16 protein-coding genes are annotated in these 13,839 nt (G+C 73.6%); 4 read left to right on the top strand and 12 right to left on the bottom strand.

Annotated elements, in window-relative coordinates; genetic code table 11:
• Positions 1 to 129 precede the first annotated feature (129 nt).
• Positions 130 to 918, top strand: coding sequence for an ECF transporter S component (locus tag K6U79_01965; protein MCL6521128.1), 789 nt, complete (start codon positions 130 to 132; stop codon positions 916 to 918).
• On the top strand, positions 902 to 1,693 hold the full coding sequence (locus K6U79_01960; protein ID MCL6521127.1) for a type III pantothenate kinase: 792 nt from the start codon (positions 902 to 904) through the stop codon (positions 1,691 to 1,693). The genes K6U79_01965 and K6U79_01960 overlap by 17 nt, the downstream gene beginning before the upstream one ends.
• A 31-nt stretch (positions 1,694 to 1,724) precedes the next feature.
• Here K6U79_01960 and K6U79_01955 read toward each other — a convergent pair whose 3' ends face one another.
• The 9 genes from K6U79_01955 to K6U79_01915 all read right to left on the bottom strand — a co-directional run bounded on the left by K6U79_01955 (position 1,725) and on the right by K6U79_01915 (position 8,238).
• Positions 1,725 to 2,153: a 4Fe-4S binding protein gene (locus K6U79_01955; GenBank protein ID MCL6521126.1), complete on the bottom strand. Its 429-nt coding sequence runs from the start codon at positions 2,151 to 2,153 to the stop codon at positions 1,725 to 1,727.
• 3 nt (positions 2,154 to 2,156) lie between these two features.
• Positions 2,157 to 2,990, bottom strand: coding sequence for a hypothetical protein (locus K6U79_01950; GenBank protein MCL6521125.1), 834 nt, complete (start codon positions 2,988 to 2,990; stop codon positions 2,157 to 2,159).
• A gap of 25 nt (positions 2,991 to 3,015) precedes the next feature.
• Complete coding sequence (locus K6U79_01945) at positions 3,016 to 3,993, bottom strand: c-type cytochrome (GenBank protein ID MCL6521124.1); 978 nt, start codon at positions 3,991 to 3,993, stop codon at positions 3,016 to 3,018.
• Positions 3,983 to 4,144, bottom strand: coding sequence for a hypothetical protein (locus K6U79_01940; GenBank protein MCL6521123.1), 162 nt, complete (start codon positions 4,142 to 4,144; stop codon positions 3,983 to 3,985). The genes K6U79_01945 and K6U79_01940 overlap by 11 nt, the downstream gene beginning before the upstream one ends.
• Before the next feature lie 66 nt (positions 4,145 to 4,210).
• The gene (locus K6U79_01935) at positions 4,211 to 4,762 is read right to left on the bottom strand and encodes a Rieske 2Fe-2S domain-containing protein (protein ID MCL6521122.1); all 552 of its coding nucleotides are present in this window, start codon (positions 4,760 to 4,762) and stop codon (positions 4,211 to 4,213) included.
• Positions 4,763 to 4,798: 36 nt separating this feature from the next.
• Positions 4,799 to 5,566: a menaquinol-cytochrome C reductase gene (locus tag K6U79_01930; GenBank protein ID MCL6521121.1), complete on the bottom strand. Its 768-nt coding sequence runs from the start codon at positions 5,564 to 5,566 to the stop codon at positions 4,799 to 4,801.
• Positions 5,547 to 6,218, bottom strand: a complete 672-nt coding sequence (locus K6U79_01925) for a cytochrome b N-terminal domain-containing protein (protein ID MCL6521120.1) — start codon at positions 6,216 to 6,218, stop codon at positions 5,547 to 5,549. The genes K6U79_01930 and K6U79_01925 overlap by 20 nt, the downstream gene beginning before the upstream one ends.
• Before the next feature lie 285 nt (positions 6,219 to 6,503).
• Positions 6,504 to 7,769, bottom strand: a complete 1,266-nt coding sequence (locus K6U79_01920) for an HD domain-containing protein (GenBank protein MCL6521119.1) — start codon at positions 7,767 to 7,769, stop codon at positions 6,504 to 6,506.
• A 73-nt stretch (positions 7,770 to 7,842) separates the two neighbouring features.
• Complete coding sequence (locus tag K6U79_01915) at positions 7,843 to 8,238, bottom strand: SH3 domain-containing protein (protein MCL6521118.1); 396 nt, start codon at positions 8,236 to 8,238, stop codon at positions 7,843 to 7,845.
• Positions 8,239 to 8,370: 132 nt separating this feature from the next.
• Between K6U79_01915 and K6U79_01910 the strand changes: the two genes are divergently transcribed.
• A complete protein-coding gene (locus K6U79_01910) occupies positions 8,371 to 9,279 on the top strand; it encodes a serine acetyltransferase (protein MCL6521117.1) in 909 nt (302 codons plus the stop codon).
• Between the two features lie 19 nt (positions 9,280 to 9,298).
• Positions 9,299 to 9,829 carry an acyl-CoA thioesterase gene (locus K6U79_01905; GenBank protein ID MCL6521116.1) on the top strand — a complete coding sequence of 177 codons (531 nt, stop codon included), beginning with the start codon at positions 9,299 to 9,301 and terminating at the stop codon, positions 9,827 to 9,829.
• Here the strand turns inward: K6U79_01905 and K6U79_01900 are convergent.
• Genes K6U79_01900 through K6U79_01890 form a run of 3 tightly spaced genes read right to left on the bottom strand, consistent with a single transcriptional unit; the run spans position 9,736 to position 13,804 of the window.
• A complete protein-coding gene (locus tag K6U79_01900) occupies positions 9,736 to 11,733 on the bottom strand; it encodes a bifunctional homocysteine S-methyltransferase/methylenetetrahydrofolate reductase (GenBank protein MCL6521115.1) in 1,998 nt (665 codons plus the stop codon). The genes K6U79_01905 and K6U79_01900 overlap by 94 nt on opposite strands.
• Positions 11,730 to 12,767: a methionine synthase gene (locus K6U79_01895; protein MCL6521114.1), complete on the bottom strand. Its 1,038-nt coding sequence runs from the start codon at positions 12,765 to 12,767 to the stop codon at positions 11,730 to 11,732. Before K6U79_01895 ends, K6U79_01900 begins: the two co-directional genes overlap by 4 nt.
• The gene (locus K6U79_01890; protein ID MCL6521113.1) at positions 12,764 to 13,804 is read right to left on the bottom strand and encodes a hypothetical protein; all 1,041 of its coding nucleotides are present in this window, start codon (positions 13,802 to 13,804) and stop codon (positions 12,764 to 12,766) included. The genes K6U79_01895 and K6U79_01890 overlap by 4 nt, the downstream gene beginning before the upstream one ends.
• Between the last annotated feature and the right edge of the window lie 35 nt (positions 13,805 to 13,839).

The following is a 13,839-nucleotide window of genomic DNA, read 5'->3' as shown; positions in this document are numbered from 1 at the left end:
TACTGAATCGGCCCGGTTCGCAGGCGCGGGCGGAAGCCGCCGGCTCGCACCGCGAGGCCGCGCGACCCGGGCCGCCGCCAGTCCGACGAACGGCATCCGCGGAGGCGGAGCCGGAACGGAGGGATCCCCGTGCACGTGGCAGAGCGCCGCTCCCGCACCCGCAGCATGGTCGTCACCGCCCTCATGGGCGCGCTGGTTGTCGTCCTGGGCATGACCCCGCTGGGCTTCATCCCGGTACCGACGCCCGCGGGCTCGGCCACCACCATCCACATCCCCGTCATCCTGGCGGCCCTGGCCGAGGGCCCGCTGGCCGGCGCGGTCGCCGGCTTTCTCTTCGGCACCTTCAGCTACTGGCAGGCGCTCACCCACGCCGCCAACCCGGTGGCCCGGGTGATGTTCAGCGACCCCCTGGTGGCCTTCGTGCCGCGCATCCTCATCGGTCTGGTGGCCTGGGCGGCCTTCCGGGCGGCCCGCCACCGCGCCGGTCGCGCTGCGGTGGCGGCGCTGGTGGCGCTGGCGCTGGGCGACGCCACCTACCGCCTGGCGGGGGGCCTGCCCACCTCGGTCCGCTCCCCCTACCCGGGGGTCACCCCCGCGGGCCTGGTCGCCTCGCTGGCGGTGGCCGCGGCCAGCGCCTGGCTGGTGCTGCGCTGGCTCCGCCAGCGTGACGTGGGGCCGGCGCTGGCGGCGCTCGCCGGGAGCCTGACCAACACCGTGGGCGTGCTGGGGCTGGTCACGCTGCGCGGCTACCTGCCCTGGCAGCTCTCGCTGGGCATCGCCGTGGTGCAGGGGCTGCCGGAGGCGCTGGTGGCCATGGTGCTGACCGTGGCCGTCTACCGCGGGCTGAGGCGGAGCGGGCTGGTGGCCGCCGCCGGCGGCACCGTGGAGGCGAAGGTGGAGAATGTTACTCGCGCTTGACGTCGGCAACACGACCACCATGCTGGGCCTCTACCGCGGGCGCCAGCTGGTCCGCCACTGGCGCGTCTCGACGCGCCCGGAGCGGACGTCGGACGAGTGGGCGGTGGTGCTCCAGGTGCTCTTCGACCGCTCCGGCGAGCGGCCGGAGGAGGTGGACGGGGCCGCCGTCGCCTGCGTCGTCCCGCCCGCCCTGGCCGCCCTGGAACGCTTCCTGCGCCAGGAACTGCACGTGGAGCCGCTGGTGGTGGGCCCCGGGGTGCATACCGGCATGCCCATCCGCTACGAGAACCCGCGCGAGGTGGGCGCCGACCGCATCGTCGACGCCGTCGCCGCCTACGAGAAGTACGGCGGCCCGGTCATCGTGGTCGACTTTGGCACCGCCACCACCTTCGACGTGGTGGACGCCGGCGGAAGCTACCTGGGCGGCGTCATCGCGCCCGGCATCGGCATCTCCACCGAGGCGCTCTTCGAACACGCCTCCAAGCTTCCGCGCGTCGAGCTGGTCCGGCCGCCCCGCGTCATCGGGCGGAACACCGTCCACTCGATGCAGTCGGGCATCCTCTTCGGCTTCGCCGGACAGGTGGACGCCCTGGTGCGGCGGATCCAGCGCGAGCTGGGGCAAGAGACGGCCGTGGTGGCAACGGGGGGCTACGCCGAGCTGGTGGCGTCGGAGAGCGAGTGCATCCAGCGGGTCGACCCCTTCCTGACGCTGGCCGGCCTGGAGATCGTCTACCGCCGGAACCAGGCCAGGGCCCCGGCCCTCGAGCCGGAGTAAACGGCACGGACGGACGGCGCGGGCGGGCGGCTCAGGCTACCTGCCCGCGCCGGCGCACGCCGGGCACCACAATGGCGCCCTTGATGCAGACCTCCTCGCATTCGCCGCAGCTGACGCAGGCGTTGGGCCGCACCAGCTTGGCCGTGCCGAACATGGAGCCCCCCTCGATCTCCAGGCAGTCGAACGGGCAGATGTCGACGCAGAAGGTGCAGCCCGAGCAGAGATCGGGGTCGATCACGGGTTTCGGCCAGTCGGCGCGCCGTGCGATGCGCGGCGGAAAATAGCCGCTGGCGTCGTGGATCGCCTGCACCGGGCAGACCCTGGCGCAGGCCCCGCAGTCGATGCACAGCTCGGGATCGATGTGGAAGAGTTCGCGCTGCCTGCCCCAGATGGCCTCGGTGGGGCAGACCTTCTCGCAGGCGGAGCAGCCGATGCACTTCTCGACGATGGTGTACGCCATCCCTTATCCCCCCGTCGCCCGGGAGCCCGCGTCCACGGGAAGCCGCTCTTCCCGCCCCTGGCGGCGCTCCCGCTCCTCGGCGCCGCCCGCCAGGGTGGGCGGACCGTCCGCTCCCACCGGCTCCACGCCCGGCGCGCCCGCCGGCGCCACAACCGGCCGGCGCGCCGACTCGCCCTCCGCCTCCTCCCGCCAGAGCCGCGCAAAGGCGGCACGCGCCTCCGGGCCCCAGGCCTCGCTCGCCAGGAGCGGTTCCAGCCAGGCCTCCACCCCCTCCGGGTTGAGGAAGCGGACCTCCCTCTCCCCCCCGGGCGCCTCGCGGGCGGCAGCCGCCGCCTCCTCCTCGCGCGCCCGCCGGCGCAGGAGGAGCACTCCCGCCCGGACCAGCAGGCCCGCGGAGCCCCCCGGCAGGGCGGCCAGAAGCACCTCCGCACGCCCGGCCGCCGCCAGCGCCCGCCGCCGTGCCGCCGCCAGCGCCCGCGCGGCACCGCCCCGTCGCCGGTGTTCGGCCGACTCCTCGTAGACCAGGAGGCCCACCCCGGCCGGCGCGAGCAGCAACAGGTCGGCCGCCGCCTCCCCGCCCCGCCGCCGCGCCCGCCGGCGGAGGAGACGGGAGCCGGAAGGCAGCCGCGCGCGCAGGCTCGCCAGCGCCGCCGCCTCGGCCCGGGCGGCCTGGCGGCGCTCCCACCAGCGGCTGGCCAGGAGCATCGCCCCGATCAGCGCCCAGAGGCCGAACATCTGGAAGAAGGGGAAGCCGGTCAGCTGGTTGAGCTTGAGCAGCACGCCGCCCAGGAAGGCCAGCGTCGCCAGCCAGGCCAGCCGCTCCCAAGCGGGCTCCATGGCTCCCCTCCCCCCTCCCGCGCCCCTACTTCAGGTGCAGCAGATAGTCGGCCAGCGTCTGCGCATCCGCGGGGGTCATGCCCATCGACTGCTGGAAGTTGGGCATATCCGTCGGATGCTCCAGCGGCGTCGGCGCCGGCAGCGGCGCCAGCGCGCCCTGCGAGCCGCCCGTCCCGCCCAGCGCCCGCTCCAGCACCGGGAAGGGATCCTGGAAGTTGGACCAGTAGACGGGCGCCCGGTCCTTCACCGTGGGCGCGTGCAAGAGCCAGTTCTGCAGGAAGCTCGCGTCCAGCCCCCAGCTGCCCACCTGCGTCAGGTCGGGCCCGATGCGGCCGCCCACCGAGCCGATGGTGTGGCAGCTGAGGCAGCCGTACTTGGCGATCAGCTGCTGCGCCCGGGCGTAGGTGGAGGCGTCCAGCCCGGCCGGCCGCGGCAGCTGCTGGACCAGCTTCTGCATCAGCTCCGAGGAGCTCAGCTTGGCGGCCTGCTCCTGGCTGACCGTCCCCGTGCCCATGGGCGGCGTGTACTTGCCGGCCAGCGAGAAGTCGCCGTTCATGATGAAGGCCACCACGTCGCTCACCATCTGCTCGTCCAGCGGCCCGTTCTGCGACCGCCCCCAGGCGGGCATGGCCGTGAAGGAGGCCCAGCTGCCGTCGGGCAGGCGCACCCAGTGCGGCACCGTCGAGCCGGGGCGGCCGTTGGTGATGGTCTGCGTCAGCATGGCCACCACGTCCTGCTTGGTGGCCGGGTCGCCCTGCAGGTCGGCCCGGTTGAGCGGCTTGCCCACCACGCCCTCGCCGTTGGGGCCGTGGCAGACCATACAGTACTGCGCGTAGATGCGCGCCCCGTCCTCGATGGCCGCCTGGTGCTGCTGGGAGGCCGCGCTCGCCATGCGCAGCGGATCGTAGATGGCGTAGCCCACCACCAGCAGGACGAGAAGCCAGGCCAGGGTGGTGACCAGGAAGTAGACCCGTTCGCGGTCCTGGACCGGCTCATCGGCCACGCCGGCCACCCCCCCGGACGGGATGCTGGACGCCGTCGACGCGCATCCAGCGGTCGATGGCGTACATCGCCACGTAGAAGAGGCCCAGCGTCACCATCACCAGCAGCAGTTCGATCGCTTCACCACGTGCGCCCGACAGCTGCAACAGCACCCAGGTCCCCTCCGTCCGCCGGCCCTTCCTCGCGCCAGCCCGGGCCGGCCGCGAATGCGTCCCCGCTCAGCCCTTGATGGGCGTGATCTGGTTCGCCTCCACCGCGTGCCGCTGGTTGATCTTGCCGGTGTCCACCACCACCGTCCCGTTCTCGATGGTGAGCGGCATCCAGTCCAGCGGCCGCGGCGCCGGCCCGGCGATGTTCTTGCCCGCGTGGTCGTAGATGGAGCCGTGGCAGGGGCAGTGGAAACGGTCCTCCGCCGGCACCCACGGCACCGTGCAGCCCAGGTGGACGCAGCGCCAGTAGAGGGCGATCAGCCCTTCCACGGGCGCGTACTGCCTGGTGACGTGGGAGACGTAGAACTTGCCCTCGCGGACCACGGTGACGCTGAGCGGCTGGGCGAACTTGCTGACCGGCCCGGCCACCACCTTGCCGCCGAAGCCCTGGATCTTCCGGGGCCAGAACATGCCCAGGCCCATGCCCGCCGTGGCCAGCGCGAAGACGCCCGTCGAGCCCCACATGATGTAGCGGAGGAGCCGCCTCCGGCCCACCTTCTCCGGTTCGGCCACTGGCCTCTGCGCCGGCCCCGGCTGCTGTTCCTCGGGTTGTACGCTCATGCCACGCTCACCCCCGTGCCTTTGCCGCCTCGGCCTCTACTGGCTGAAACCGGGCAGGTTCCAGGGCAGCACCAGGTTCATGCTCTCGCCGCGGAAGAACGTCCCGACGATGGTCAGCGTCCAGAAGGAGGCGAAGAAGAAGGCGTAGAGCGCGATCATCACTTCCCGCGTGTCCGCCTGCCAGCGTCGCTTCACCAGCAGGACCAGTAGCGCCGGGATGAAGAGCATGATGGCGCTGGGCACCACGATGGCCGAGATCCACTCCGGCCAGCCCAGCACCGTGTGCAGGTAGGGCCCCAGGCCGTGCCCGCCCTCGGCCGCCGGCAGGTACTGGTCCAGGAGGATCAGGGCCAACTCCCAGACGGCCGTGTAGGCCAGGGAGAAGAGGGCGATGGGAAGGCCCTTCTTGGTCGTGAAGTAGATGCCCGTCCCCACCCGCTCGCGGTCGATATACGGGATGGCCATCAGCCCCAGGATGACCACGCCGGGCACGATGACGCCGGCCAGCGAGGGGTGCATGTGGAGCAGCAGCTCCTGCAGCCCCAGGAAGTACCAGGGCGCTTTGGAGGGGTCGGGGGTCTTCTCGTCGTTGGCCAGCGACTCCAGCGGCGCGTTGACGAAGATGGCCAGGAGGCTGAGCAGGAGCAGGAGCAAGAGGCCCCCGATCAGCTCGATGCTCAGCAGGTTGGGCCAGACGTAGACGCGGCGCAGCTCCTCCTCGGGCACGTCCTCGAAGAAGCGCTCGCGCGAACCGGCCTGCGGGCGCGCCTCCGCCTCGCGGCGCTCACTGGGCAAGCTGGACATGGCTCCCGATCTCCTCTTCCTCGTAGATGGGGGTGGAGATGCCGCCGTCCTTGCGGATGCGCCAGAAATGGACGCTCATCCCCACGATCAGCGCCAGCGGCAGGAAGATGACGTGAAGCGTGTACCAGCGGACCAGCGTGGACGGCCCCACGCTGAACCCGCCCAGCAGCGCCGTGCGCACGGCGCCGCCGATCAGCGGCGTCGAGCCGGCCATGTTGGTGCCCACGGTGATGGCCCAGAGCGCCAGCTGGTCCCAGGGCAGCAGGTAGCCGGTGAAGCTGAGCAGGAAGGTGAGGACGAGGAGACCCACGCCGACCATCCAGTTGTACTCGCGCGGGGGCTTATAGGCACCGGTGAGGAAGACGCGCGTCATGTGCATGAAGACCAGGAGGACCATGGCGTGCGCCGCCCAGCGGTGGAGGTTGCGCATGAACTGGCCGAAGGTGACGCTGGTGGCCAGGTTCTGGATCGAGAAGTACGCCCCGGGTACGTCGGGCACGTAATAGAACATCAGAAAGACGCCGGTGAACGTCAGGATGAGGAAGAGCCAGACGCTCAGCCCGCCCAATCCCCAGGTGTAGGTGAGACGGGTGGCCCGCTTGGGCACCCGGACCGGGTGCAGGTGGAGCGCGAGGCTCTGCAGGATGACCATCGACTGCCAGCGCGGCTGGTCGGGGTACCGCGTCCGGTAGATCGACCGGTAGAGCGAGGTCTCGCGGATCCTCTCCCAGAGGCTCGGCCTGGGCTCCGCCACCTCCGACCCCCCTACGGGCGCCCCGCCGCGGCCCGGCTCCGGCGGTCCGCCCTTATGCTTTGTAAGTATATTTCCTAAGGGTGCATCTATCGGAATGCGCGTTCATTATACCTGGCCAGGACCCCCCGCTCAAATGAGTAAGCCCCCCTCCGCGGGGGAAGGGGGCGGGCCGGGGAATCCCGACTAGGACGGCGGCTGGAGTTCGCTGGGCCGCCCGAAGCGCCGCTCCGCCGCCGCCTCGACGCGCGTGCGCGCCTCTCGGGGCGCGAAGACGTAGAGGCGCCAGAGGCCGCGGTAGGCCTGGTCCAGCACCTCCACCTCGGGGCCGTCCAGCTCCCGCCGGCCCGAGGCGCTGACCACCCGCACCCGCGCCTCCTTCATGGCGCTCTCCTGGGCGCACCAGACGACCACCCAGCCCTCCGCCAGGCCGGCCTCCCCGGCCAGCTCCGCCTCCAGCCGGCGCCGGGGCTCGCCCCGGCGCCAGTAGAGGCGCGTCAGCTCCGCGCGCTCGTCGCGCCCGGTGCTCCGCGCCGTCAGGACGTAGGCGCGCTTGAGCAGGCGCCGCTCCAGGAGGGCGCGCGCCAGGCCGGCCACCGTCTCGCGAGCGCCGCTCCGGAGCCCGGCTCCGCCCGCCAGCCACTCCAGGAGCGTCTGGTCGCCCAGCCGGAGAAGCCGCTCCTCGTCGACGCCTCCCGCCTCCAGCACCGTCTCCACCGCCCGCGAGACCATGGCCCCCGAGGCCACCTTGGCGTGGTGGAAGTAGACGCGCTCGGTGAGGAAGTAGCGCGTGCGCAGGACCTGGATCACCTCCGAGCGCGCGTCGGGCCGGTCGATGCCGCGGTCCTGCAGGTTGAGGGCGAGATGGCCCCCGTCCAGGACGAAGTAGCGGTAGACGCGGTCGTCGTAGTCGGGCTTCAGCCCGGCGTAGTAGGCGTCGCGGCGCAGGTAGTCCAGGAGGTCGGCGTCGACCGTGCCGGCCACCAGCTCCCGGGCCCAGGGGGGGAGCCCGCCCCCGGCGGCTCGCTCCTCCCCGGACTCGGGCTCCAGGATCTCGCGCACCGGCCCCAGCAGGCCGAGCCTCTCCAGGCGGCGGCCCAGCTCGCCGCGCAGCAGGAGGCCCAGGCGCGGGCCGCGGTCGTGGCGCGGGAGGAGGCCGCGCTCGTCCTCCAGGGTGTGGCCGAAGGGGACGTGGGTGACGTCGTGGAGAAGCGCCGCCGCGCGGACCGCCCGCTCCACCTCGGGCGCCACGTCGAAGCCGGCCGCCCGGAGCCCGGCCAGGATGCGGCCGGCGGCGGCTAGTGTGCCCAGGGCGTGCTCGAAGCGGCTGTGGCGGCAGCCGGGGTAGACCAGGTAGGCGGTGCCCAGCTGCTGCACCCAGCGCAGCCGCTGCACCTCGGGGGCGTCGAGGAGCCAGGCTTCCTCGCCGGTCAGGGTGATGTCGCCGTGCACCGGGTCGCGCAGGATCAGGTCGGCCGCCTCCGTCAGGAAGCGGCTTCGCCCCGGGGCGGCGGGCTCCTCCCGCTCAGCCGCCTTCCTCCTGCACGTAGTCGCGGAAGATGTAGCCCGACGGCCCGTGCATCACCTGCACCTCCACCCAGTAGCCCTGGTAGCTGCAGATGATCACCTGGTCGCCCTGCTGCGCCTTGCCCACCAGGCCCGCCTGGCCGTTGGGCGCGGAGCGGATGTTGACGTCGCTGGCGGTCACCCGGCCGAAACCCAGGAAGCGTTCCGGCACCCGGTCGCCCAGCAGCTCCAGGCTGAGCAGCTGCAGGCGCTGGTAGGCGCGGAGCTGGTGGACGATCTTCACCTCGGCGGGAGCCTCGGCGGCGCGCGCCAGCTCCTCGTAGGTGGGCATCAGCTCCGACTCGTGCGCCCGCAGCTGGTCCGCCAGCGCCTTCAGGTCGGACATGGCGCTCACCCCCCGGCTTCGTCGCTCCAGCCGTATGCGGCCCCGCGCCCCTCGATGCTAGATTGAGGGGACAGGAGGGCGATGGCCTTGGCCCACGAGCTGGAGGACGGGCGCACCGCGTCCGACGAGCTGGGAGGCGCCATGCGGCGCGTGCTGCAGGCGGCCGAGCGCCTGCACGCGGCGCAGCAGCAGGGCAACCTGCGCGAGCCGGTGGCTCCCCGCTACCCCGACTACGAGCGCGTCATCCGCCTGGTCGGCAAGCTGCGCCGGGTGCTCTTCCCCGGCCACTACAGCGGGCGCCAGGCGGTCCGCCTCGACCTGACGGCCCTCAACGAGCGGCTGGGCGACATCTTCTGGGACCTGGCCGACGAGATCCATTCGGCGCGGGCGCACGCCTGCGACACCTCGGCCTCGCTCTGCCCGCAGCTGAGCTGGGCGCAGTCGGTGGCCGCCGCCTTCCTGGCCGAGCTGCCGCGCATCCGCGACCTGCTCTGCGACGACGTGCAGGCGGCCTTCGACGGCGACCCGGCGGCCAAGAGCCTGGACGAGATCCTGCTCGCCTACCCCGGCTTCTTCGCCGTCCTCGTCTACCGCCTGGCCCACGAGCTCTGGCTCCGCGGCGTGCCGCTCATCCCGCGCATGATGACCGAGTACGCCCACAGCGTGACGGGCATCGACATCCACCCGGGCGCGCGGATCGGGCGGAGCTTCTTCATCGACCACGGCACCGGCGTGGTCATCGGCGAGACGGCGGTCATCGGCGACCGGGTGAAGCTCTACCAGGGCGTCACCATCGGCGCCCTCAGCTTCCCCAAGGACGAGAGCGGGGCGCTCATCCGCAACCAGAAGCGTCACCCCACGCTGGAGGACGACGTGGTGGTCTACTCGGGCGCCACCATCCTGGGCGGCGAGACCGTCGTCGGGCGCGGCGCGGTCATCGGCGGCAACTGCTGGGTGACCGAGAGCGTGCCCGCCGGCGCCATGGTCCTCCACCGGCCGACGGTGGAGCTGCGGCCGCCGCGCCAGGCAGGCGGCGCCCAGAACGGCTGACCGCGGGGAGGGAGGACGCCTGGAGGGGTACGACTTCCTGGCCACGCGCCGCGTCGCCTGGCGCGACTGCGACCTGCTCGGCCACGTCAACAACGCGGTCTACCTGAGCTACTTCGAGGAGGCGCGCACGCTCTGGCTGGAGCGCGTCCTGGGCGTGACCCCGGAGGCGCTGGCCGGGCGTGCGGCCGACGGCGAACCGCTGCCGCCCATGGTGCTGGCCGAGGCCTCCTGCCTCTACCGGAGCCCGGCGCGCTTCGGCGAAGAGCTGCGCGTGGGCGTCCGCGTGGGCGAGGTGCGCAGCTCCTCCTTCGCGCTGGAGTACGAGGTGGAGGCGGCCGACGGCCGCCGCGTGGCGAGCGGGCGGACGGTCCAGGTCTTCGTCGACGCCCGCAGCGGCCGGCCGCGGCGGCTGCCGCCGGAGTTACGGCGCCGCCTGGAGGAGCTCCTCCCGGCCGCTCAGCCGGCCGCCCGGCCGCCCGCCTCCAGCCCGCGCAGCCAGCGGACCAGCGAGAGCGCGTCCTCCACCCGCTGGAAGCTGGGCACCACGTAGGCGCCCGCCACCCAGCGACGGACCGCCAGCCAGACCTCCTGCACCACCTCGAGCCCGGCGCGGCGCGCCTCGGCTCCCGCCTCCTCCATGCGCCGCAGCACCGGTTCGGGCAGGCGGACGCCGGGCACCTCGTTGTGCAGGTAGAGCGCGTGCGGGTAGCTGGCCAGCGGCATCAGCCCCACCAGCAGCGGGAGCGGCGAGCCGCCCAGGCGGTCCAGCACCCGTTCCAGGTCGGCCGGGTCGTAGACCGGCTGCGTCATGACGAAGTGGGCGCCCTCGGCCACCTTGGCGCGGAAGCGCTCCAGCTCCCGCTCCAGGTCCTCCGCCACCGGGTTGAGGGCGCAGCCGACCAGAAAGCCGGTGGGTCGCGCCAGCCGGTTGCCGGCGGCGTCCTCGCCGGCGTTGAGCCGGCGCAGCAGCCGGATCAGCCCGACGGAGTCGAGGTCGTAGACGGCCGTGGCGTGGGCGTAGTTGCCCAGCGCGGGCGGGTCGCCGGTGAGGGCGAGGACCGTGCGCACGCCCAGCGCGTGCGCGCCCAGCAGGTCGGCCTGCAGCCCCATCAGGTTCCGGTCGCGCGTGGTGAAGTGGAGGATGGCCTCCACGCCCGCCTCGCGCTGGACCAGGTGGGCTGCGGCCAGCGAGGACATGCGCACCCGGGCCATGGGGCTGTCGCCCACGTTGACGCAGTCGACGCCCGCCTCCCGGGCCTGGCGCGCCTGCGCCAGGAAGCGGTCGGCCACCGCCCCGCGGGGCGGATCGAGCTCCAGGCTGACCACCAGCTCCCGCCCCAGCCGTTCCGCCAAGCGCCCGCCGCCCGGCGCCTCGCCGGTCGGCGGCCGCGCCGTCTCGGGAGGCTCCCCCTCCTCCGTCCGGCCCGCCGGCACCGCCCGCGACGCCCCGCCGCCCTCCGCCCGGGCGGGGGCGACGAGCGCGGCCGGCCCGGCCCCGCCGGGCGTGGCCGCCCCTCCGGCCCCGGAGGCCGGCCTCCGGCGGGCCAGCTCCAGCCCCAGCCGGGCGACATGCTCCGGCGACGTGCCGCAGCAGCCGCCCACCAGCCGCGCGCCCAGCTCCAGGCCGCGTGCCACCGTCTCGGCGAAGTAGCCCGGTCGGGAGGGGTAGCGGACGCCCTCCGCGCTCCGCTCCGGCAGGCCCGCGTTGGGCGAGAGCGCCCAGCGCCCCTCCCGGTCCCCGGGCAGGCGGCCGCCCAGCGCCCGCTCCAGGCGCGCCAGGCTCTCCAGGCTGGGCGCCGGCCCGGCGCCGCAGTTGACGCCCATCAGCTCCGGCAGCGGCTCGCCGCCCAGCGCCTCCAGGAACTCCTCCACCACCCGCTCCACCGGACTTCCGTAGAGGGTGGTCCCGTCGGCGGAGAAGGTGAAGAAGGCGACCGCCGGCAGGTCGGACTCGGCGCGCACCGCCCGGAGCGCCAGCGCCAGCTGGCGCGGGTCGGAGAAGGTCTCCAGCAGGAAGAGGTCGGCGCCACCCGCCACCAGCGCCCGCACCTGCTCGCGGTAGGCGGCCTCCACCTCCTCCTCGCGGAGCGGGCCCAGCGGCGCCAGCGCCCCCTGGCACGGGCCCAGCGAGGCGGCTACGAAAGCCTCCTGCCCCGCCATCTCCCGCGCCTGCCGCGCCAGCTTGACCGCCGCCACGTTGAGCCGCCAGACCTCCTCCTGGAGGCCGTGTCGGGCCAGCGCCAGCCGGTGGCCCTGGAAGGTGTTGGTGGTCAGGAGGCGGGCGCCGGCGCGCAGGTAGTCCAGGTGCAGGTCCAGGACTAGCTCCGGCGACTGCACGTTGAGCAGCTCCAGCGAGCCGAAGAGCGGCGCGCCGCGCGCGTGCAGCTGCGTGCCCACGGCGCCGTCGGCCAGGAGCGGGCCCTCCTCCAGCGCGGCCAGGAAGGGGCTCTTCATGCCAGCCCCAGCTCCTGGCGCACCTCCCGGACGGCCTCGACCATCACCTCCAGCTTCCGCCTCGCCTCCTCCTCGGTGCGGGTCTTCAGCCCGCAGTCCGGATCCACGTAGACCCGGTCGGGAGGAAGGAACTCCAGGGCGCGGTAGATGCCCCGCTTCACCTCCTCCACGCTCTCCACGCGGTGGCTGTGGACGTCGATGACGCCCAGGCCGATCTCCTTCTCGAAGGGGTAGCGGCGCAGCAGGTCGAGCAGGGCGTAGCCGCCGTTGGCCATCTCCAGGTCGAGCTGGTCCACCGGCAGCTCGAGCAGCGCCGGCAGCACCTCCTCCCAGTGGCCGTAGCAGATGTGGCTGACGGTGTGCGCCTTCAGCCCTTCCGTCACGCGGCCCATGGCCTCGATGGCCAGCCCGATCTCCTCCGGGCGGGTGGAGATGGCCGGCTCGTCGATCTGGATGAACTGGGCGCCGGCCGCCTGGAGATCCAGCACCTCCTCGTGGAGGGCCTCGGCCAGCGCCAGCGTCAGGCTGCGACGGTCCGGGTAGTACTCGTTGAAGGACCAGTCGCAGAGCGTATACGGGCCGGTCAGGATGGCCTTGACGGGCCGGTCGGTCAACGCCTGCGCCTCGCGCCAGCTCTCCAGCACCAGCGGCCGCGTGCGCCGCACCGGCCCGGTGACGATGGGCTTCCTGTAGTACCGGTTGCCGTAGGAGCGGACCGGGCCCGAGATGGCGAAGCCCTCCAGGAGTTCGGCGAAGTAGGTGGCCATGTCGCCCCGCTCCATCTCGCCGTGGACCGGGACGTCGATGCCGATCTCCTCCTGGAAGCGGATCCAGGCCTCCGTCGCCTCGCGCTCCAGGCGGCGCAGCTCGGCCGGCTCCAGCTCGCCGCGCCGCACCCGCTCCCGCGCCTCCAGCAGCGCCGGCGGCTTGGGCAGGCTGCCGACCCCCGTGGTGCGCAGCGTCCGGTGGGGGATGCCCGTCTTCCGGACGCCCGCCGCGCCGGCGCGCCCCGGCTCCCGCACCTCTCCCGTCATCGCCCGTCCCCCCTGATGGCCGCGAGCGCCTCGCCCAGTCGGAGCAGCTTGGCGCGGGCCTTCTCCGCCGGCAGGAACTCCAGGCTGGCGCTGGGATGCAGCGTCATCCGCTCCGGCGCCACGCGCGCCGAGAGCCGCTCCACCAGCCGCTCGATCTCCTCCACGCTCTCCAGGCGCGGCTGGCGGGCGTCCAGGCAGCCCAGGCCGACGCCGCGGGGGAAGCCCTCGGCGGCGAGGCGGTCGGCCGCCGCCGGTCCCGAGGCCAGGTCGAAGAGGACGTCGTCCACCGGCCAGTCGCCGAGGGCGTCCAGAAGCGGGGCGGCGTCGCCGAAGAAGAGGGCCAGCTGGGTGCGCACGCCCAGCCCCTCCGTCACCCGCCGCGTCGCCTCGCGCGCCTCGGCCAGCCAGGCGGCCCGGTCCGCCAGCGCCCGCCGGCGCTCCTCGCCCTGCGGGCGGACCAGCTCGGGCTCGTCCAGCTGGACGACGGCGGCGCCGGCCTCCACCGCCGCGGCCGCCAGCAGGTGGAGCGCCCGGCTCACGTCGGCCAGCAGCCGCTCGCGGTCGTGGTAGTGCTCGTCCTCCACCAGCGCCGTCGCCGTCAGCGGCCCGGGCAGCACCACCTTGACGCGCCGCTCCGTGCGCCGCACCAGCCAGGCCGTCTGCCCGGCCAGGCTCATGCCCAGCGGGGCGATGCGGCCGGTGACGCGCGGCGCCCGGTAGTAGAAGTTGTTGTCGTAGTACCGCACAAGGCCGCCCGGCGCCAGCCCGGCCAGGTCGCGGACCAGCGGCTCCAGGAGGTCGTCCTGGCGTACCTGGCCGTCGGTCACCGGGTCGAGGCCGGCCGCCTCCTGCTCGCGCAGGACGCGCAGGACGGTGGCGTCGTAGGCGGCCGCCAGGGCCGCCGCGTCGATCTCGCCGCTCTCGAAGCGGTTCCGCTCCCGGCGCAGGTTGACGTCGTCCCGCCGCCAGGGGATGTGCGGGTAGCCGTCCAGGAGCGCGGCCTCGGGGCCGCGCGCCCGGCTCCTCTCCTCTGCCACCTCGGCTGCCAGCTCCTTTGCGCTCCAGACTCGTC

It is taken from the genome of Bacillota bacterium (genome assembly GCA_023511835.1).
GTDB lineage: Bacteria > Bacillota > Sulfobacillia > JAIMAT01 > JAIMAT01 > JAIMAT01.
This window is presented reverse-complemented; position numbering and strand designations above follow the sequence as displayed.

What these genes read in the sequence shown, in the direction of transcription:
- K6U79_01925 (MCL6521120.1), bottom strand. Translation starts at nt 6,218, where the DNA reads ATGGTCATCCTGCAGAGCCTCGCGCTCCACCTGCACCCGGTCCGGGTG.
- K6U79_01950 (MCL6521125.1), bottom strand. Translation starts at nt 2,990, where the DNA reads ATGGAGCCCGCTTGGGAGCGGCTGGCCTGGCTGGCGACGCTGGCCTTC.
- K6U79_01935 (MCL6521122.1), bottom strand. Translation starts at nt 4,762, where the DNA reads ATGAGCGTACAACCCGAGGAACAGCAGCCGGGGCCGGCGCAGAGGCCA.
- K6U79_01900 (MCL6521115.1), bottom strand. Translation starts at nt 11,733, where the DNA reads ATGAAGAGCCCCTTCCTGGCCGCGCTGGAGGAGGGCCCGCTCCTGGCC.
- K6U79_01910 (MCL6521117.1), top strand. Translation starts at nt 8,371, where the DNA reads ATGCGGCGCGTGCTGCAGGCGGCCGAGCGCCTGCACGCGGCGCAGCAG.
- K6U79_01955 (MCL6521126.1), bottom strand. Translation starts at nt 2,153, where the DNA reads ATGGCGTACACCATCGTCGAGAAGTGCATCGGCTGCTCCGCCTGCGAG.
- K6U79_01930 (MCL6521121.1), bottom strand. Translation starts at nt 5,566, where the DNA reads ATGTCCAGCTTGCCCAGTGAGCGCCGCGAGGCGGAGGCGCGCCCGCAG.
- K6U79_01960 (MCL6521127.1), top strand. Translation starts at nt 902, where the DNA reads ATGTTACTCGCGCTTGACGTCGGCAACACGACCACCATGCTGGGCCTC.
- K6U79_01895 (MCL6521114.1), bottom strand. Translation starts at nt 12,767, where the DNA reads ATGACGGGAGAGGTGCGGGAGCCGGGGCGCGCCGGCGCGGCGGGCGTC.